We start from the raw sequence: 18,396 nt of genomic DNA, 5'->3' as shown, positions 1-18,396 counted from the left end.
TAATCTATATGGCACAAGAAGAACTGTTGTTTCTGCCCTTGGGCGGCGCAGGCGAAATCGGCATGAACCTCAACCTCTATGGCTTTGGCGCACCGGGGGATGTGACATGGGTAATGGTCGATTTGGGCATTACTTTCGGCGACGCCATGCTGCCCGGCGTCGATGTGATGATGCCCGACCCGCACTATATCGTCGAACATAAGGACCGCCTAGCGGGACTGGTGCTCACCCACGCCCACGAGGATCATATCGGCGCGGTCGCCCACTTGTGGGAAAAGATCGGACGCCCGCCGATTTACGCGACCCCGTTCACGGCGCAGATCGTCGGGCACAAACTGGCCGAGGCGGGACTCGTCAAAGAGGCCAAGATCACGGTCATTGCGTTGGGCGGGAAATTTTCCGTCGGTCCGTTCGATATGGAATTGATCACGCTGACCCATTCGATCCCCGAACCCAACGCGATCGCCATCCGCACCAAGCTGGGCACGGTCCTGCATACCGGGGACTGGAAGTTCGATCCCGACCCCGTCCTGGGCGCGGCTTCGGATGAAGCGGGGCTGGAAAAACTGGGTGACGAGGGCGTCCTCGCGATGGTCTGCGATTCGACCAACGTTTTCACGCCGGGAACATCGGGTTCAGAAGGCGACCTGCTCGAAAGCCTGACCAAAATTATTGCCGCGGCCGATCAACGTGTCGTGGTGACGTGTTTTTCATCCAATGTCGCCCGGATCGAAACCGTCGCTCGTGCGGCCAAGGCTTGTGGGCGCGACGTGGTTTTGTCCGGCCGTTCTCTTCAACGGATGGTGGCGGCGGCGCGCGATAACGGCTACCTTCAAGACACCGCGAAATTCCTCGAAGAAGACGACGCCGGTTTCCTGCCCCGTGACAAGACCCTGATCGTGTGCACCGGATCGCAGGGCGAGCCGCGCGCCGCTCTGGCGCGCATGGCCGCCGACGATCACCCGCGTTTAACATTGAACGAGGGGGATACGGTTATTTTTTCATCGCGCATCATTCCCGGAAACGAGGTGGTGATCGGGCGAATGCAAAATCGGCTGGTGCGTGGCGGCATTCATGTGGTGACCGAAAAAGACGCCTTCGTCCATGTTTCGGGCCATCCTGCGCGCGACGAACTGGTGCGCATGTACCAACGTGTCCGTCCTAAGATTGCGGTTCCCGTACACGGTGAGCTGCGTCATATTTCCGAACACGCCCGTCTCGCCAAAACCTGTCAGGTGACGCAGGCGGTGGTTAATGAAAACGGCGGTATGATCCGTCTCGCCCCGGGCGACGCGGCGATCATCGAGGAGGTGCCCAGCGGGCGGTTGACCCTGGAGGGCAACCGTTTGGTTCCTCTCGATAGTGAGCTGGTGCGCGGACGCACCCGTTCTTTGTTTAATGGCGAGGCGGTGGTCAGCGTGGTCGTCGAGGACGATGGCATCTTGGCTGCGGACCCGCAAATCACGACGACGGGCCTTCTCGATCCGTCCGAGACGGACCTTCTGGACGGCGCTGTCGATATCGCCGCGAACGTCGTCGATACGTTGTCGAAAAAAGCCCGAAGCCAGGACGACCAAATCAGCGAGGCGGTGCGCATCGCAGTGCGGCGCTATTTTCGAAATAGCTTGAATAAGAACGCCGTGGTCAAGGTGCAGATGATTCGCCTTGGGCCGATCGAGGATTAAGCGCAGTTTCGATGCCCTGCGCTCGGTCATAATCTGGCCACGTTGGCGCGCCATGATCGCGCCGTCGGTGTGAAATCCGGTGCGCCGTTTTTGAGTGAAGGGAAGGACGATGATCGGAAGGCTTAATCATGTCGCCATCGCGGTCGGTAATGTCGCCCAGGCGAGCCGAATATACAAGGAGTCCCTGGGCGCGGAAGTTTCTCCGCCCAGCGATCAGCCCGATCACGGCGTGCGCGTGGTTTTCGTCACCCTGGACAACACCAAGATCGAACTGTTGGAACCCCTGGGCGCGGCCTCGCCGCTCGCTAATTTTTTGGCCAAGAACCCTTCCGGGGGCGTGCATCACGTGTGTTACGAAGTCGATGACATCCTCGCCGCCCGCGATCATTTGAAGGCGCGCGGCGATCGGGTGCTCGGCGATGGCGAACCGAAAATCGGCGCCCACGGCAAACAGGTCTTGTTCCTGCATCCCAAGGATTTTTGCGGCACCTTGATCGAACTCGAAGAAAAATGACGGTATGTATTTAAGCTGGAGTCAAAATGAGCGCTTTTGAAGATTGGGAAAATCGTTTTTCGTCCGATCATTACGTTTTCGGCAAGGAGGCCAACACCTTCCTGGTCGCCAACGCGGATAAACTTCCCGAACATGGGAATGTTCTGGTCGTCGCCGACGGTGAGGGGCGCAACGGCGTCTGGTTGGCGCGTCGGGGGCTGGATGTGCTTTCCCTCGATTTTTCCCCCGCCGCCCAGGTGAAGGCTCGCGCTCTGGCCGATGAATACGGCGTGACCATGCGCATCGAACGCGCCGACGTTCATCAATGGGCCTACCCCGAGGCGCAATTTGACGTCGTCGTTGAAATTTTCACCCAATTCAGCGATCCCGACCAACGGGCGCAAAAATGGGCGGGCATGCTGAGGGCTTTAAAACCGGGCGGACTGCTGATCCTCCAAGGGTATACGCCAAAACAGCTCGAATACGGCACCGGCGGGCCGCGCCGTCTTGAAAATTTGTACACGCGCGCGCTTCTCGAAGGAACATTTACCATTTTAGAAAAACTTGAAATCGCCGAGGAAGAGCGAGAGGTCGATGAAGGTCCGGGGCATAGAGGCATGTCGGCGCTGATCGGGCTGACCGGATATAAAAGGGCGTAGGCTCGTCACCTGGAACTGAAATACGGCGCGCCGTATGGGGGGCCGCTTTGCCTCTATGATCGTTTGGGCGCACGGAAAAAGGCTTCGGACGTCGTCACGGTCCGCTTATGATGTTCCCGCATCACGGCGCGGGCCTTTCCTAGCCGAAGCCTTTTTCCGTGTGTCATATATGAACCGTTTCAGTTCCAGGTGACGAGGGTCAGGGGGAAAAGGCGTGAATTGGTATTGCGACGCAGCTAAGGGGCATCCCATCCACGGCCCCTATCACGATAGGGAATACGGCTTTCCCTTAAACGCGGAAAGTGCCCTGTTCGAACGTCTGGCGCTGGAAATTTTCCAGGCCGGGTTATCCTGGTTGTTGATTTTGAAAAAACGCGAAGCGATCGGGCGCGCCTTCGCCGGGTTCGATGTCGATACCGTGGCGGCGTTCGGGGCCGACGATGTCGAACGTCTGCTCGGCGATTCTGATATAATTCGCAATCGGCTTAAAATCGCCGCGATTATCGAGAACGCACGGCGCATTCAGGCCCTGCGCGCCAGTCACAAAGGCTTCGCCGGTTGGCTCGCCGCCCAACACCCCCGCGTCAAGAGCGATTGGGTGAAGCTGTTCAAGAAAACCTTCAAGTTCACCGGCGGTGAGATTACCGGCGAATTTTTGATGAGCATCGGCTATCTGCCCGGCACCCACCGTGAGGATTGCCCGGCCTACGACGCCATCCGGGCGTTGGACCCGCCATGGATGGCGGTCGGGCGCGCCTTTTACGCGGGAGACGCATCGTAATTTTCACACCGGGCGCCCCCCAAAAGGCCCCCCGAAAAGAGGGAACTTTTTGGGGGCGGGAAGTGTACTTAACCGCCGACGTAGGCGAATTTGACGATGAAGGCGAGGGCGAGCACGAAGATCGCCGGTCCGGCTTCCTTGGCTTTGCCGGAGAACAACTTGATCGCGGCATAGGTGATAAAGCCCAGACCGATGCCGTTGGCGATCGAGAAGGTTAGCGGCATGGTGATCGCCGTGACCAGGGCGGGCGCGGCCTCGGTGATGTCGTTCCAGTCGATCTCGGCCAGGCCGCGCACCATCAGGCTGGCCACGAAAACCAAGGCGGGGGCGGTGGCGAAGCCCGGAATGCTGTGCGCCAGCGGCGACAGGAACAATGCCAGGGCGAACAGCGCGGCGACGGTCACCGCGGTCAATCCGGTGCGTCCCCCGGCGTCGATACCGGCGGCGCTTTCGATATAGCTGGTCGTCGTCGAGGTGCCCAGGGCGGCCCCGGCCAGGGTCGCCGTGCTGTCGGCGATCAGGGCGCGGTTGAGGCGCGGAAGCTTTCCGTCTTTATCGAGCAACCCCGCCCGATGAGCGACCCCGACCAGGGTGCCGGCGGTGTCGAACAGATCGACGAAGAGGAAAGCGAAGACGATCGTAAGCAGGCCGATATTCAAGGCGCCCATGATGTCCATATGCAACAGAGTCGGCATGACCGACGGCGGCATGGCGAAAATGCCGACGAAATGGCTCAGGCCGCTCGCCATGCCGATCAGAGTCACGGCCAAAATGGAAATGATGATCCCGCCGGGAATCTTGCGTGCGCTGAGCACCGCCATCATGATGAAGCCCAGGCACGACAGCAGCACCGTCGGGCTGGTCAAATTACCCAAAGTGACGAACGTCGCCGGATTGGCGACGACGATTCCGGCGTTCTTCAATCCGATGATGGCAAGAAACAGACCGATGCCCGCCGAGATCGCCATTTTCATCGAATTGGGAATGGCGTTAATGATCCATTCGCGCACGGGCAGGATGCTAAGCGTCAGGAAGATGGTGCCGGAAATAAAGACGGCGCCCAGACCGACTTGCCATGTGTACCCGCTGCCCAAAACGACGACGTAGGTGAAGTAGGCATTCAGCCCCATGCCCGGGGCCAAGGCCACCGGGTAATTGGCGTACAGACCCATGACCGCGGTGCCGATGAGGGCGGCGAGGCACGTCGCGGTGAACACGGCCCCCTTGTCCATGCCCGCCTGCGACAACATTTCGGGATTGACGAAGATGATATAGGCCATGGTCAGGAACGTGGTGACCCCGGCGAGTATTTCCCGGCGCACCGTGGTGTCGTGCTCGGACAGGCGAAAAAAGTTTTCAAGCATGCTATGTTCCCTCTAAGGCTTTGGTCGATGTGACGATGGCGTTCCCCTGGTGACGCGCCAACGTCGTGATTGTGTCGGCTTGTCTTGGTCTTGGGAGTTCCCGCGCCGGCCGGCGGGCAGTATAGTGATGTTATGGCGGTCATAAAAATGAAACGTTTTCTTATCGTGATTTGGCTGTGGGGGCTATGGGTGATTGTTCCAGGCGGTATTCTTGTCGATTTCGCCCATGGCGACGGTCTCGCGTCTCAAACCGCGCCTCAAACGGCCCGGCGGGGCGGTGCGGCGCAAGACGAAGCCGCGACGAAAGTCTCCGTCAGCAAAGAAGCCTGCGCCCAATTGCCCTCGGTCGTCCCCGCCGATGGCGGGGCGTACACGCCGGGCGTCGATGTCAACGGCAAGCCGGTCGCCCCGGCGGACCTGAACGGCGCAACGTCGCCGTTTGCCGTGCCGCAGAACATCGTGATCGATTTCGGCGTCGATATCGCCAAAAGATACGGCCTGGACGCCCTGGGCTATTCGGCGACGAGCAAGCTGTGGACCGTCGGCGTCAAGGATGGAAAATTGTATGTGGACGACAAACCGCTAAAGGACGAAGACGCCGAGGCCATCGCCAAGGCCTGCCGCCGCGCCTATGGGCCCTGATTTGTCTTTCTGTTTTATAAAAATTTGATGGTTTGGCGTGTGCGCGCCATTGCGGCGGGGGGCGCCATCGCCTAAAGTCGGCGGCTTCACGGTTTGTTTGCGCCGCGTTCGCGTGGGCATTTGTTTTTCGGGGTTTTTTATGCGCTTATCCGCCTACTTCCTTCCCACGTTAAAAGAAACACCGGCCGAGGCGCAAATCGCCTCGCATCGCCTGATGCTGCGTGCGGGCATGGTCCGCCAGGCCAGCGCCGGGATTTATTCCTGGCTGCCGATGGGGCTAAAGGTGTTGAAGAAAATCGAACAAATCGTGCGCGAGGAACAGGACGCCGCCGGGGCGCAGGAAATGTTGATGCCGACCATCCAGTCGGCCGACCTGTGGCGCGAAAGCGGACGCTATGACGCCTACGGGCCGGAGATGTTGCGTATTCGCGACCGCCATCAGCGCGACATGCTGTACGGCCCCACCAATGAGGAACAGATCACCGATATTTTCCGTGGCGCGCTGCGCAGCTACAAGGACGTGCCCAAGCTGCTGTACCATATTCAGTGGAAATTCCGCGACGAGATCCGCCCTCGCTTCGGGGTCATGCGCGGGCGCGAATTCTTGATGAAGGATTCGTATTCGTTCGATCTCGATAACGCCGGGGCGCGGCGTTCGTACAATAAAATGTTCGTCGCCTACCTGCGCACCTTCGCGCGCCTGGGCCTGAAGGCGATTCCGATGCGCGCCGACACCGGTCCCATCGGCGGCGACATGAGCCACGAATTCCTGGTGCTCGCCGAGACCGGCGAGTCCGAAGTCTACTGCCATAAGGACTTCCTCGACTTCGAAGTTCCCGAGGATGTCGATTACGATGGCGATCTGCAGCCCATCGTCGATCGTTGGACATCGCTTTACGCCGCCACCGACGAAATTCACGACAGCGAACAGGCCGCCGCTTTGGGCGACGATTTGGTGACCGCGAGAGGGATCGAGGTCGGCCACATTTTCAATTTTTCGACCAAGTACTCCAAGCCCATGAACGCCGTCGTCACCGGCTCCGAGGGGGAGGAAATTCCCGTCGAGATGGGCTCGTACGGGATCGGCGTCTCGCGCCTGGTGGGGGCGATCATCGAAGCCTCGCACGATGACAACGGCATCATCTGGCCCGAAAGCGTGACCCCGTTCAAAGTCGGCCTGATCAATCTGCGTTATGGCGACGAGGCGTGCACGAGCGCGTGCGATACGCTGTATCGCGACTTGCGCCGCGCCGGGGTCGAGGTGTTGTATGACGATCGCGATAAAAAGGCCGGGGCTAAATTCGCCGACATGGATCTGATCGGGCTGCCCTGGCAGGTGGTGATCGGGCCGCGCGGGGTGAAGAACGGCATCGCCGAGGTCAAAAATCGAGCCGACGGCGAACGGATCGAAATGCCCATCGCCGCGGTCGTCGAAAGGTTCGCTTCGTGATGTTTTCAGCCCTCGAATGGATGGTGGCCTTTCGTTATCTGCGGGCGCGCCGGCGGGAGGGGTTTATTTCCGTGATCGCCTGGTTTTCCCTGCTGGGCATCGCCCTGGGCGTCGCCACCTTGATTATCGTGATGGGGGTGATGAACGGTTTTCGCGAGGAACTGCTGAACCGGATTTTGGGGCTGAACGGGCATCTCGGCGTTTATAGTCAAAGTTCGGAGTTGACCGACTACGACCCGTGGACGGCGAAGATCAAGGCGGTTCCCGGCGTCCGCGCGGCGTTTCCGCTGATCCAAGGGCAGGTTATGGCGACCTCGAAAAACGCCGCGGGCGGCGCCGCCGTGCGCGGCGTCAGACCCGCCGACCTGAAAAGCCGGGCGATCGTCGCCGATCATATCGTCAGCGGCTCGTTGGCCAATTTTTCCGGCCCCGACGCCATCGTCATCGGCGATAAATTGGCGCGCAACATGGGCGTCGGCGTCGGCGGCCGGATCACGCTGATTTCGCCCAAGGGGCAGGTGACGGCCTTCGGCACCGTGCCCAGAATGCGCGCCTATACGGTGGTGGCGACTTTCGACGTCGGCATGTACGAATACGATTCGAGCTTTATCTTCATGCCGCTCAAGGCGGCGCAGACCTATTTCCGTCTGCCCGGCGCGGTCACCAATATCGAGGTCTTCATCAACGATCCGACGCGGGCGACGCACGTCGCCGGCGCGATCGCCAAAGCCTTGGGCGGCGGCGTCAACATACAGGACTGGCAACAGGCCAACGCCAGTTTTTTCAACGCCGTCGAGGTCGAACGCAACGTCATGTTCTTGATCCTAACGCTGATTATCGTGGTCGCCGCCTTCAATATTGTTTCCAGCTTGATCATGCTGGTGAAGGACAAAGGCCGCGATATCGCCATCTTGCGCACGATGGGGGCGACGCGCGGAACGATCATGCGGATTTTTTTCATCGCCGGGGCGGGGATCGGCTTTATCGGCACTTTCGCTGGATTGATTTTGGGCCTAGCGATCGCCACCAATATCGAGCAAATTCGCCAGTGGATACAGGGCCTGACCGGAACGCAGCTGTTTTCCTCCGAGATTTACTTCCTTTCGCAATTGCCCTCGCGGGTCGATCCCGCCGAGGTCGTTGCGGTGGTCGCAATGGGGCTGGGGCTGTCTGTTTTGGCGACGATTTACCCGTCGTGGCGGGCGGCGCGCATCGATCCGGCGGAGGCCTTGCGCTATGAGTAATCCGGTTTTGGCGTTGAGCGCGGTCCGGCGCACCTTCCTTCAGGGACGCGACGCGCTGGAGGTGCTCAAGGGGTGCGATCTGGTCATCCATCCGGGGGAAATCGTGGCCCTGGTCGGACCCAGCGGGGCGGGCAAATCGACCCTGCTGCAAATTGCGGGACTGCTGGAAAAGCCCGACGGCGGCGTGGTGTGCATCGTCGGCGAGGACTGTACCGCCCTGGGCGATGACCGCTTGACGGCGATGCGCCGCGACCATTTGGGCTTCGTCTATCAGTACCACCATTTGTTGGCCGAATTTTCGGCGCTGGAGAACATCGCCATCCCTCAAATTATCGCCGGTCGCGGCAAGGCCGAGGCTCGCGGTCGGGCGGCGAAAATGCTGGACGCCTTGGGACTCGCCGCCCGCGCCGACCACCGCCCGGCGCGCCTGTCGGGCGGCGAACAGCAGCGCGTCGCCATCGGCCGCGCGTTGGCCAACGGGCCGAGCCTCCTACTCGCCGACGAGCCGACCGGAAACCTCGACCCCGACACCGCGGGAACCGTGTTCGACATGCTTCTGACGTTGGCCCGCGACGCCGGTCTGGCCGCCCTGATCGCGACCCACAATCCCGACCTCGCGGCGCGCATGGACAGGACCGTGCGCCTCGAAGACGGTCATCTGGTGGCGGTTTAAGCCGCGACTAGGTCCTGACCCTGGATGAAGACGGTGGACCTCAGCGCTTTTTAATCTTGGCGATGTACGAGGTGATTAGGAACGCCAAGCGTTCGGGGGAAAACCCAGGCCGATCGCAAATTAGCCCCGTGACCATTCCCGGCGTGCGGTCGCGGTACCCTTTCTCTCCGACCTGCTGTGCGAACAGGACGCAGGGGCGCGATTTGGTGGTAAAGGTCGCATATTTCATCCTTCCCTTCGTTTTGATCGTGAGGGTTTTGTAGGGAACGGGGATGACGACTTTGCTCAATTGTGCGCCCAACTTACGAAAGTGACGGTCGAATACCTGGCCAAACCCGCCTCGGTAAACTTCTTCGTAGCGCGCGAAGCCAAGGCCTTTAAACATGATGGATTCTTCATAGCGATTGGGGCCGACGTCCCCGGCAATGATTTTATCGATTTTCAAGGCGGGTTTCGCGGGCAAAATAAGACGGCTTTCGGCGGGGGTGATTTCGTGGCGGGTGTCCTTGCCGAGGTATTGCCCGCTCATGGCATAGGCGCCGTGTTTACCGGTTTTGCCGGGCGCGGCGCAGCCGCTTAAAATCCCCCCGAGGGCGATGGCGACGATGGCGATATTGAACACTTTCATGATATTTCCAGTCTGATCGTGAAAAGAGCTAACTGTGATCAAGAGCAGGTTTTTTTATTGTATCTTTTTATTGTACGGGGGCTAACGTGCGCCGACGGCGTTCTCCCGCAGGGTGATTTTCCCAACATAATAAGTGACCAATTTTTTCAATTCGTCCGTCCCATAACGGGAGCTGTCGCAAAACGACCCGATGATCATGGCGCCGGCGCGCGCCGCGCCCTTTTTTTCACCGATGGGGCGGGAGAACAGAACGCACGGTCGGTCGTGGTCGGACCTAAAGGCGGCGTATTTGACCGCGCCTCGTGTCTCGATTTTCATGTTGTCGAAGGGAACGTAGGTAAACTTTCGGGACATGACTTTGCCCAAGGAACGAAACTGTGGGTCGTCTAACTGAGAGTATCCTTCCGTGCGGCGTTCGTCCAACCAGAGCAGGCCGATGCGTTGGAATTGGATAAATCCGGTGAGATCGTAAAGATAAACTTCCCGCAAACGCCCCGGTGCTTCTTCTTTTCTGAATATCCGCGGCGCGGAAAGCAGGGGCCTTACCGGTAGAACCAGGCGGCTCTGCCATTGGGCGACGGGTACGCCCCGGTCATTGTCGAGCGAAGGGTTGGGCGTCGGCGCATCGAGAATGCCGACGCTCCCTTGAGGCGCGGCGCAGCCGCTTAAAATCCCCCCGAGGGCGATGGCGACGATGGTGATATTGAACACTTTCATGATGTCTCCTGTGCGGCGCTATTTCGCGGGGGGTGCTTTTTCTCGCAGCGTGATCTTCTCAATGTAGAAGGACACCAGCTTTCCAAGGAGATCGTCGGGGGAACCGTTGATATCGCATAAAACGCCCATCATGACGGCCGAGGTGAGCTTGGGACCACGGTTCTTTCCGAAAACGCGGGAAAATACGACGCAATTGCGTCCTCCCTTGGTCGGGAATTGCGCGTATTTTGTCGTTCCGAGGGTTTGGATTTTCATCGTTTTAAAGGGAATGGGCGTGTATGTCTGCGAAAACGTGCGGGCGAGGTCACGAAAATTATGGTCGGATATCTGTGCGTACCCACCACTGCGCTGTTCTTCAAAACGGATAAACCCAAGATCAATGGAAAGAAAAAAACCCTTTAGGTTATAGACATAAGTTTCTTCGTAAAAATTTTCCGAGAGGTTCCTCGCGAGAACATCGGGTGCGCTGAGTTTCGGTCTCTCGGGCAGGATCAGGCGGCCTTTTTCCAATGCCACGGGTTTTATTTGCGTCGGGTATGGGGCTTCCGTCCGTGGCGGTGGGGCGACCTGTGCACCGGGAGAGGCCGCTGAGGCCGTGGAGAAGATAAGCGTTCCGGCGAATATCCCCGTCACCAAACTCATGGCGGCGGTGCGAAAATATGAATTCTTCATAATGGGGCGCTCAACCAAGAATAATATATTTTTCTAATACACACCTTTTTATAACCATTAACGGCGGCGGAAGGCAAGCCCGCCCCGGGCGGGCTGGTGGGCGGGCGCCGCATCGCCGTTTCATGGCGGCGCGATATGACGGCGAAATGTTGTGGATAAACGGTCGCTCGCCCACAACGCGTGCTGACTTGGGGCGCGGAATGTGGAATCCTTGCGCCATCATGGCACATGCAGATTTCGTTCATCTTCGGGTTCATTCCGCTTATTCGCTTTCTGAAGGCGCGACACGCATCAAGGATCTGGTGCGTTTGTGCCGGGAAAACCGCATGCCCGCGGTGGCGGTGACCGACACCAACAACCTGTTCAGCGCCCTGGAGTTTTCCTTGGCCGCGTCGGACGGCGGCGTGCAGCCGATCATCGGTTGTCAAGTGGCGGTCGATCTTGGCGCCGACGAGCCACGCGCACCGCGCACCGCGCCCAAAGAACGCGCGCGCACGCCGGCGCTGGTGCTGCTGGCGCAAAACGCCGCGGGCTATGGCAATATCTTGAAATTGCTCAGCCGCGCCTACCTCGACGGCGAGGATGTCGATGATCCCAAGGTGACGCTTGACGATTTGGCGGCCCACGGCGCGGGCGTCATCGCGCTTAGCGGCGGCCCCGGCGGGCCGGTTGGGCGATTGCTCTTGGAGGGCCGCGCGGACGACGCCGAAAAGCTGATGCGCCGCCTGGCGGAAATTTATCGGGGGCGTTTGTATGTCGAACTGATGCGCCACGACTTAGGCGATGAAAAACGCACCGAGGAAGCGTTCCTCGATCTCGCCTACGATCTCGACCTGCCGTTGGTCGCCACCAACGAAGTTTTTTTCCCCGACAAGGAAATGTACACCGCCCACGACGCCCTGATCTGCATCGCCGAAAGCGCCTACGTCTCGCAGGACGAGCGGCGCAAGCTAACGCAAGAACACTATTTCAAGTCGGCCGGGGAAATGAAGGCCCTGTTCGCCGACCTTCCCGAGGCGATCGCCAATACCTTGGTGATCGCCAAACGCTGCGCCTTTAAGGTCGATAAGATCGCGCCCATTTTGCCGCCCTTCGACTGCGGGCAAGGCAAGACCGAGGAGGATGAGCTGCGCACCCAGGCGCACGCCGGCCTGATCGCCCGCCTGGAAACCCAGGTGTGGTCGGCGGACATGGACGCCGCCGCGCGTGAAGCGGCGGCAAAACCCTATTTCGAGCGTCTGGACTACGAACTCAATATCATCGTCCAGATGGGCTTTCCCGGATATTTTCTGATCGTTTCGGATTTTATCAAGTGGTCCAAGGAGCAGGGCATCCCCGTCGGGCCGGGGCGCGGCTCGGGCGCGGGTTCGGTGGTGGCCTGGGCGCTGACGATCACCGACCTCGATCCGTTGCGCTTCGGGTTGCTGTTCGAACGCTTCCTCAATCCCGAACGCGTCAGCATGCCCGATTTCGATATCGATTTCTGCCAGGATCGCCGCGACGAAGTGATTCATTACGTTCAGGAAAAATACGGCCGCGACCGGGTCGCCCAGATTATCACGTTCGGAAAGCTCCAGGCCCGCGCCGTGATCCGCGACGTCGGGCGGGTGCTCGAAATGCCGTACGGGCAGGTCGATAAAATTTCCAAGCTGATCCCCAGCAATCCGGCCAATCCGATGACCCTGAGCGAGGCGATCAACGCCGAGCCGCAATTGCGCGAAATGATCCGCGGCGACGAAACGGTCAAGCGCCTGGTCGATACCGCGCTGCCGATCGAGGGGCTGTATCGCCACGCCTCGACCCATGCCGCCGGCGTGGTTATCGCCGACCGCCCGCTCGACCAACTGGTGCCGCTTTACCGCGACCCACGCTCGGACATGCCGGTGACCGGGTTCAACATGAAATGGGTGGAATCGGCGGGGCTGGTCAAGTTCGACTTTTTGGGCCTGAAAACCCTGACCGTTCTTGCCAAGGCGGTCGAATTCGCCGCCGAGGGCGGGGCCGAGGTGGACCTTTCGACCATCCCGTTGAACGACAAAACGACCTTCGCGATGCTGGCGCGCGCCGAGACGGCGGGGGTGTTCCAGTTGGAAAGCCAGGGCATGCGCGACGTCCTGCGTCAGCTCAGGCCCGATACCTTCGAGGATATCATCGCCGTCGTCGCCTTGTATCGTCCGGGGCCGATGGAAAACATCCCCAGCTATATCAAGCGCAAGCACGGCGAGGAGACGCCCGATTACCTGTATCCGACGCTTGAAGGCATCCTCAAGGAGACCTTCGGCATCATGATCTACCAGGAACAGGTGATGCAGATCGCCCAAGAACTTTCCGGCTACACCCTGGGCAGCGCGGACCTGTTGCGCCGGGCGATGGGCAAAAAGATCAAGGAGGAAATGGACAAACAGCGGGTCCTGTTCGTCGAAGGCGCGGAGGCGCGCGGAGTACCCGGCGCCAAGGCCGATGAAATTTTCGATCAGGTCGCCAAGTTCGCCGGCTACGGTTTCAATAAGTCCCATGCCGCCGCCTATGCCCTGGTGGCCTACCAGACGGCGTATATGAAGGCCAATTACCCCCTCGAATTCATGGCCGCCCTGATGACCCTGGACATGACCAATACCGATAAGCTTGGGGGATATCGACAGGAGCTTGTGCGCATCGGCGCCCCCCTCCATACCCCGGATATCAATAAGTCTTCGGTTTTTTTTAAGGTCGAGCGTGATCGGGACAACAAAGCCGTGGCCATACGCTATGCCTTGGCCGCCATTAAAAACGTGGGCGAGGCGGCGATGCGCTCGGTCGTCGAAGAACGCGAAAAAGGCGGCCTTTTCCGTGATATCAACGCGTTCGCCTCTCGTTTGGATGGTCACGCCGTCAACAAAAGATCCTTGGAAAATTTGGTGCGCGCCGGGGCCTTTGACGGCCTGAATTCCAATCGTAGGCAACTGTTGGAGGGTGTCAACGTCGTTCTGGGACACGCCAGCGCCGCCACGCGCGAGCGCGAAAGCGACCAAATCGGCCTGTTCGGCGGCGAAGCGACCCCGGCCCCGGCCTTGCGGCTTCCCGAAGTTTCGGACTGGTCGGTAATGGACCGCCTGCGCGAGGAATTTTCGGCGATCGGGTTCTATCTGTCCGCCCATCCGCTGGACGCTTACGGCAAAAGCCTGGAACGGATCAAGGCCCAGCCGATCGCCCAGGTCCTGTCGCAGGGCCGCTCGGGCGCGGTCAATCTGGCGGGAACCATGGTTTCCAAGCGCGAGATGGTGTCGGCCAAGGGCAATAAATTCGCGTTCGTGCAGTTTTCCGACGCCTCGGGCGCGTTTGAAGTGACGGTGTTTTCCGAGGTGCTGAGCCAGGCCGCCGAGATGTTGGTTCCGGGAAATTCCTTGTTTATCAAGGCCGCCGTGCAGTTCGAAGGTGACACCCCGCGGATGACCGCCCATTCCATGGAGCTTTTGGACAAGGTCACGGCGCGCACCGCCAGCGGGTTGAAAATCGTGATCGATGCCCCGACCGCACTGCCGAATTTGGCCGGTCTTTTGGGGGAAGTCCAAGGCAAAGGCCAGGGCGAGGTGCGCGTCGCCGCCCGTCTGGACGCCTTAAACGAGGTCGAAATCAATCTCAAGGGGCGCTACAACATCACCCCCGACATCCTTCAATCCGTTCGTCTCATGGTGGGCGTGTCCGATGTTCAGGAGCTATAGGTCCGTGGGCATGCGCCGCACGGTATGCTCACGCAGGGCGTCGCCGTGCACGGCTAAGGCGGAAAGTTCCGCTTTTCCCTCGGAATCACGCGAATTTCCCTTGCGTTAACGCCGCGACGACGGTAGAACCCGCCCATACGTCGGTGCGGGCGCTTTTATGCGTTCGCGCGGTCGTGGTTTCGTTATGCGCAAATGGTGCGCAATTTCACACGCGGGTTTGCGGCGGGGAGTGCATGTTCACACCAAGCCGTTCCGGTGCCCCAAAAGGGGCCGCGCCCGCGGAGGAACAACCGGAAAAGGACAGATAAAATGGCTTTGCCGACTTTTACCATGCGTCAGCTCTTGGAAGCGGGCGTGCACTTTGGGCATAACACCCGCCGTTGGAACCCGAAAATGGCGCCGTTTCTTTTCGGCGTGCGCAACGGGGTTCACATCATCAATCTGCAGCAGACCGTGCCCTTGATGTATCGCGCCATGCAGGCCGTGCGCGACGTCGTTGCCGGCGGCGGGCGCGTGTTGTTCGTCGGCACCAAGCGCCAGGCCTCGGGCAAGGTCGCCGAAGCGGCGCAGCGCTGCGGTCAGTATTACGTCAATCACCGCTGGCTCGGCGGCATGATGACCAACTGGGAAACCATCTCCAAGTCGATCAAGCGCCTGCGTGAACTGGACGATCAGATGTCCAGCGTCGAGAAAACCCAGGGCCTGACCAAGAAGGAACTGCTCCAACTGACCCGTGAGCGCGATAAGCTCGAACGCGCATTGGGCGGCATCAAGGAAATGGGCGGTCTTCCCGATATCCTGGTGGTCATCGATACCAACAAGGAATCGATCGCCGTCGCCGAGGCGAATAAGTTGGGCATTCCCGTAGTCGCCGTTCTCGATTCGAACAGCGCTCCCGACGGCGTCGATTATCCGATCCCCGGCAATGACGACGCCCTGCGCGCGATCAGCGCCTATTGCGATCTGATGGTCGGTTCCGTTTTGGACGGCATCCAGGCTGAAGTCACCGCCAGCGGCGGCGACTTGGGCGCCGCCGAGGAAGCCCCCGTCGAGGTGTTGCCCGCCGCGGCTCCGGTCGAGACCCCCGCCGCCCCGGTGGCGGACGCCGCGGAAGTCGTCGCTCCCGCCACGGAAGGGACCGGCGCCTGATCCGCCGCTTTCTCTTCGTTGGCGGACGAATAATTTTACTGGAGAACAAGAAGTATGGCACAGATTACTGCCGCCCTGGTTAAGGAACTGCGCGAATTGTCCGGCGCGGGGATGATGGACTGCAAGAAGGCGTTGTCGGAAACCGATGGTGAAATCGAGGCGGCCGTCGATTGGTTGCGCACCAAGGGGCTGGCCGCCGCGGCCAAGAAGGCCGGTCGCGTCGCCGCCGAAGGACTCGTCGGTGTCGCCGTCGACGGTGGCAATGGAGCGATCGTCGAGGTTAATTCGGAAACCGATTTTGTCGCACGTAACGAAACCTTTCAGGGGTTTGTGGCCTCTGTCGCCAAGTTGGCGTTGAATGTCGCCGACATGGACGCCCTGAAGACTTGCGCCTATCCCGGAACCGGGCGGACCGTAGGGGAAGAACTGACCCATTTGATTTCGACCATCGGCGAGAACATGAGCTTGCGCCGGATGGACAAAATCAGTGTCGCCGAAGGTGTTGTCGCCCCGTACGTTCATAACGCCAGTGGCGAGGGGGTCGGCAAGATCGGCGTTTTGGTGGCGATCAAGTCGCGCGCCGCCGCGGAACCTCTGATCGCGTTCGCTAAACAGATCGCGATGCATGTCGCCGCGACCAATCCGGCGTCGTTGAGCCGTGACGATCTTGATCCGGCGTTGATCGAACGCGAAAAAGCGGTCATCGGCGATCAGGCCCGTGAATCTGGACGCCCCGAGGAAATTATCGCCAAGATGATCGAAGGGCGAATTCGCAAGTATTACGAAGAAGTCTGCTTGATGGAACAAACTTTTGTCATCGACGGCGAAAACAAGGTCGCCAAAGCGGTCGAGTTGAAAGCCAAGGAATTGGGCGCGGAGCTTGCGGTCGGTGGATTTATCCGCTTTGGCCTCGGCGAGGGGATCGACAAAAAGGAAGACGATTTCGCAGCCGAGGTGGCCGCCGCCGCCGGAGCTTGACATTTTGTCCGGGTGATCGTAAGGCGGGGCGGCTCTATCGGGTCGCCCCGCTTTTTTTTCGATATATCCGGTGCTTGGCGTCGTTCGGGGCGCTTCGATCAGGTTCGGCTGCACGCCAGAGTTAAAGCGCTGGCTCCGCGTCGTGGTTTTTCATAAAATCCGTCATGTTGAAAATATAAAAAGCGAGAGGATACTCATGTCGTTACCGACGTCTTCCCCGAAATACCGGCGCGTGTTGCTCAAATTATCGGGCGAAGGGTTGATGGGCGATCAGCAATACGGCTTGGATACCGACACCGTGGAACGGATCGCCGGCGAAGTTAAATCCGTTTACGATATGGGCGTTCAGGTTTGTTTGGTGATCGGCGCCGGTAATATTTTCCGCGGCATGTCCGCGGCGGCGACGAAAATAGAACGGGCGACCGCCGATTACATGGGCATGCTGGCCACTGTGATGAATGCGCTCGCCATGCAGAGTTTGTTGGAAAGTTTGGGCGTGCCGACCCGGGTGCAATCGGCGATCCCGATGACCACGGTTTGCGAACCATACATTCGCCGCAGGGCCGTGCGTCATTTGGAAAAAGGCCGGATCGTGATCTTCGCCGCCGGAACGGGGAATCCGTATTTCACCACGGACACCGCGGCGGCCCTGCGCGCGGTGGAAATGAATTGCGACGCCTTGCTGAAAGGCACCCAGGTTGACGGGGTCTACAGCGCCGATCCGAAAAAAGACCCCGACGCCGTGCGTTACGATACGCTCAGCTATCAGGAGGTCCTGAGCCAAAATTTACGGGTCATGGACGCCTCGGCGATCGCCTTGTCGCGCGAAAATGAGCTTCCGATTTTGGTCTTTTCCATACATAAAGAAGGCGCTTTCGCCGATGTGGTGCGCGGCGAAGGGCATTGCACCATTATCGAATGACGTTATATTCAGCCCACTTCACCAAAGAGCAGTCGTTTTTTTTAAGGGGTTAGGATCGTGGCCGACGCGAATATTGATGGTTTGATGAAAGACACGCGCAAACGTATGGAAGGCGCGGTCGAAATGTTGCGCAAGGAATTCGGCGGCTTGCGCACGGGTCGGGCGTCGGTCAGTCTGCTCGAACCGGTGACCGTCGAAGCCTACGGCGCGGCGATGCCGCTGGCCCAGGTCGGCACGGTGGGGGTTCCCGAACCCAGAATGTTGTCGGTTCAGGTCTGGGACCGTTCGATGGTCAAGGCGGTCGAAAAGGCGATCATCGAGGCCGGCCTGGGATTGAACCCAGCGGTTGACGGGCAGCTGATCCGGATCCCTATTCCGCCGCTGAATGAAGAACGTCGCCGTGAAATCACCAAAATTGCGGGTAAGTATGCCGAAGAGGCGCGCATCGCGGTGCGCAACGTGCGCCGTCATGCCATGGATGAACTGAAAAAGGCCGAAAAAGACGGTGCGATTTCCAGTGATCAGCAGCATGACCACGGGCAAAATGTGCAAGATTTGACCGATGAACACATTAAATCGATCGATACCGTGCTTGCTCATAAGGAAGAAGAAATCATGCAGGTTTAATCCGGCAGGAT

17 protein-coding genes are annotated in these 18,396 nt (G+C 59.6%); 13 read left to right on the top strand and 4 right to left on the bottom strand.

Annotation, left to right across the window (positions count from 1 at the left end):
- Positions 1-8 precede the first annotated feature (8 nt).
- The 4 genes from P3M64_RS03300 (at position 9) to P3M64_RS03285 (ending at position 3,618) form a co-directional block, all read left to right on the top strand.
- On the top strand, positions 9-1,685 hold the full coding sequence (locus tag P3M64_RS03300; RefSeq protein ID WP_132938104.1) for a ribonuclease J: 1,677 nt from the start codon (positions 9-11) through the stop codon (positions 1,683-1,685).
- A gap of 109 nt (positions 1,686-1,794) precedes the next feature.
- Positions 1,795-2,199 (top strand): methylmalonyl-CoA epimerase, encoded by a 405-nt coding sequence (mce, locus tag P3M64_RS03295; protein WP_132938105.1) that lies wholly within the window; start codon positions 1,795-1,797, stop codon positions 2,197-2,199.
- A 26-nt stretch (positions 2,200-2,225) separates the two neighbouring features.
- A complete protein-coding gene (locus tag P3M64_RS03290; RefSeq protein WP_132938106.1) occupies positions 2,226-2,837 on the top strand; it encodes a class I SAM-dependent methyltransferase in 612 nt (203 codons plus the stop codon).
- A gap of 214 nt (positions 2,838-3,051) precedes the next feature.
- Complete coding sequence (locus tag P3M64_RS03285; RefSeq protein ID WP_132938107.1) at positions 3,052-3,618, top strand: DNA-3-methyladenine glycosylase I; 567 nt, start codon at positions 3,052-3,054, stop codon at positions 3,616-3,618.
- 68 nt (positions 3,619-3,686) lie between these two features.
- Here the strand turns inward: P3M64_RS03285 and P3M64_RS03280 are convergent, their stop codons facing one another.
- Entirely contained in the window at positions 3,687-4,982 is a 1,296-nt protein-coding gene (locus tag P3M64_RS03280) for an NCS2 family permease (RefSeq protein ID WP_132938108.1), read from the bottom strand.
- A gap of 147 nt (positions 4,983-5,129) precedes the next feature.
- Between P3M64_RS03280 and P3M64_RS03275 the strand changes: the two genes are divergently transcribed.
- The 4 genes from P3M64_RS03275 (at position 5,130) to P3M64_RS03260 (ending at position 8,991) form a co-directional block, all read left to right on the top strand.
- A complete protein-coding gene (locus P3M64_RS03275) occupies positions 5,130-5,624 on the top strand; it encodes a hypothetical protein (protein ID WP_132938109.1) in 495 nt (164 codons plus the stop codon).
- Between the two features lie 139 nt (positions 5,625-5,763).
- A complete protein-coding gene (gene proS, locus P3M64_RS03270; protein WP_132938110.1) occupies positions 5,764-7,074 on the top strand; it encodes a proline--tRNA ligase in 1,311 nt (436 codons plus the stop codon).
- Positions 7,071-8,318 (top strand): lipoprotein-releasing ABC transporter permease subunit, encoded by a 1,248-nt coding sequence (locus tag P3M64_RS03265; RefSeq protein WP_132938111.1) that lies wholly within the window; start codon positions 7,071-7,073, stop codon positions 8,316-8,318. The genes proS and P3M64_RS03265 overlap by 4 nt, the downstream gene beginning before the upstream one ends.
- Positions 8,311-8,991 (top strand): ABC transporter ATP-binding protein, encoded by a 681-nt coding sequence (locus P3M64_RS03260; protein WP_132938112.1) that lies wholly within the window; start codon positions 8,311-8,313, stop codon positions 8,989-8,991. Before P3M64_RS03265 ends, P3M64_RS03260 begins: the two co-directional genes overlap by 8 nt.
- A 40-nt stretch (positions 8,992-9,031) precedes the next feature.
- On the opposite strand, the gene P3M64_RS03255 is transcribed toward P3M64_RS03260, so the two are convergent.
- From P3M64_RS03255 to P3M64_RS03245, 3 genes are all read right to left on the bottom strand, one after another.
- Entirely contained in the window at positions 9,032-9,619 is a 588-nt protein-coding gene (locus P3M64_RS03255) for a hypothetical protein (protein ID WP_132938113.1), read from the bottom strand.
- 81 nt (positions 9,620-9,700) lie between these two features.
- The gene (locus P3M64_RS03250) at positions 9,701-10,336 is read right to left on the bottom strand and encodes a hypothetical protein (protein ID WP_132938114.1); all 636 of its coding nucleotides are present in this window, start codon (positions 10,334-10,336) and stop codon (positions 9,701-9,703) included.
- Between the two features lie 18 nt (positions 10,337-10,354).
- Entirely contained in the window at positions 10,355-11,008 is a 654-nt protein-coding gene (locus P3M64_RS03245; protein WP_132938115.1) for a hypothetical protein, read from the bottom strand.
- 221 nt (positions 11,009-11,229) lie between these two features.
- Between P3M64_RS03245 and dnaE the strand changes: the two genes are divergently transcribed.
- The 5 genes from dnaE (at position 11,230) to frr (ending at position 18,385) form a co-directional block, all read left to right on the top strand.
- Positions 11,230-14,709: a DNA polymerase III subunit alpha gene (gene dnaE, locus P3M64_RS03240; protein WP_207893095.1), complete on the top strand. Its 3,480-nt coding sequence runs from the start codon at positions 11,230-11,232 to the stop codon at positions 14,707-14,709.
- Between the two features lie 309 nt (positions 14,710-15,018).
- A complete protein-coding gene (gene rpsB, locus P3M64_RS03235; protein ID WP_132938116.1) occupies positions 15,019-15,858 on the top strand; it encodes a 30S ribosomal protein S2 in 840 nt (279 codons plus the stop codon).
- A gap of 54 nt (positions 15,859-15,912) precedes the next feature.
- Positions 15,913-16,836 (top strand): translation elongation factor Ts, encoded by a 924-nt coding sequence (tsf, locus tag P3M64_RS03230; protein WP_132938117.1) that lies wholly within the window; start codon positions 15,913-15,915, stop codon positions 16,834-16,836.
- Positions 16,837-17,032: 196 nt separating this feature from the next.
- On the top strand, positions 17,033-17,758 hold the full coding sequence (pyrH, locus tag P3M64_RS03225; RefSeq protein ID WP_132938118.1) for a UMP kinase: 726 nt from the start codon (positions 17,033-17,035) through the stop codon (positions 17,756-17,758).
- Between the two features lie 84 nt (positions 17,759-17,842).
- Complete coding sequence (frr, locus tag P3M64_RS03220) at positions 17,843-18,385, top strand: ribosome recycling factor (RefSeq protein ID WP_132938344.1); 543 nt, start codon at positions 17,843-17,845, stop codon at positions 18,383-18,385.
- The last annotated feature ends 11 nt before the right edge of the window (positions 18,386-18,396 follow it).

The sequence above is a fragment of the Varunaivibrio sulfuroxidans genome (genome assembly GCF_029318635.1).
Taxonomy (GTDB): Bacteria; Pseudomonadota; Alphaproteobacteria; order Rhodospirillales; family Magnetovibrionaceae; genus Varunaivibrio; species Varunaivibrio sulfuroxidans.
The sequence above is the reverse complement of the archived record's forward strand: the minus strand, read 5'-3'. Positions and strand labels throughout refer to the sequence as shown.

Coding starts and splice junctions, on each gene's coding strand:
- frr (WP_132938344.1), top strand. CDS start 17,843: ATGAAAGACACGCGCAAACGTATGGAAGGCGCGGTCGAAATGTTGCGC.
- tsf (WP_132938117.1), top strand. CDS start 15,913: ATGGCACAGATTACTGCCGCCCTGGTTAAGGAACTGCGCGAATTGTCC.
- mce (WP_132938105.1), top strand. CDS start 1,795: ATGATCGGAAGGCTTAATCATGTCGCCATCGCGGTCGGTAATGTCGCC.
- P3M64_RS03245 (WP_132938115.1), bottom strand. CDS start 11,008: ATGAAGAATTCATATTTTCGCACCGCCGCCATGAGTTTGGTGACGGGG.
- proS (WP_132938110.1), top strand. CDS start 5,764: ATGCGCTTATCCGCCTACTTCCTTCCCACGTTAAAAGAAACACCGGCC.
- P3M64_RS03275 (WP_132938109.1), top strand. CDS start 5,130: ATGAAACGTTTTCTTATCGTGATTTGGCTGTGGGGGCTATGGGTGATT.
- rpsB (WP_132938116.1), top strand. CDS start 15,019: ATGGCTTTGCCGACTTTTACCATGCGTCAGCTCTTGGAAGCGGGCGTG.
- P3M64_RS03260 (WP_132938112.1), top strand. CDS start 8,311: ATGAGTAATCCGGTTTTGGCGTTGAGCGCGGTCCGGCGCACCTTCCTT.
- P3M64_RS03300 (WP_132938104.1), top strand. CDS start 9: ATGGCACAAGAAGAACTGTTGTTTCTGCCCTTGGGCGGCGCAGGCGAA.
- P3M64_RS03280 (WP_132938108.1), bottom strand. CDS start 4,982: ATGCTTGAAAACTTTTTTCGCCTGTCCGAGCACGACACCACGGTGCGC.
- pyrH (WP_132938118.1), top strand. CDS start 17,033: ATGTCGTTACCGACGTCTTCCCCGAAATACCGGCGCGTGTTGCTCAAA.
- P3M64_RS03250 (WP_132938114.1), bottom strand. CDS start 10,336: ATGAAAGTGTTCAATATCACCATCGTCGCCATCGCCCTCGGGGGGATT.
- P3M64_RS03255 (WP_132938113.1), bottom strand. CDS start 9,619: ATGAAAGTGTTCAATATCGCCATCGTCGCCATCGCCCTCGGGGGGATT.
- P3M64_RS03290 (WP_132938106.1), top strand. CDS start 2,226: ATGAGCGCTTTTGAAGATTGGGAAAATCGTTTTTCGTCCGATCATTAC.
- dnaE (WP_207893095.1), top strand. CDS start 11,230: ATGGCACATGCAGATTTCGTTCATCTTCGGGTTCATTCCGCTTATTCG.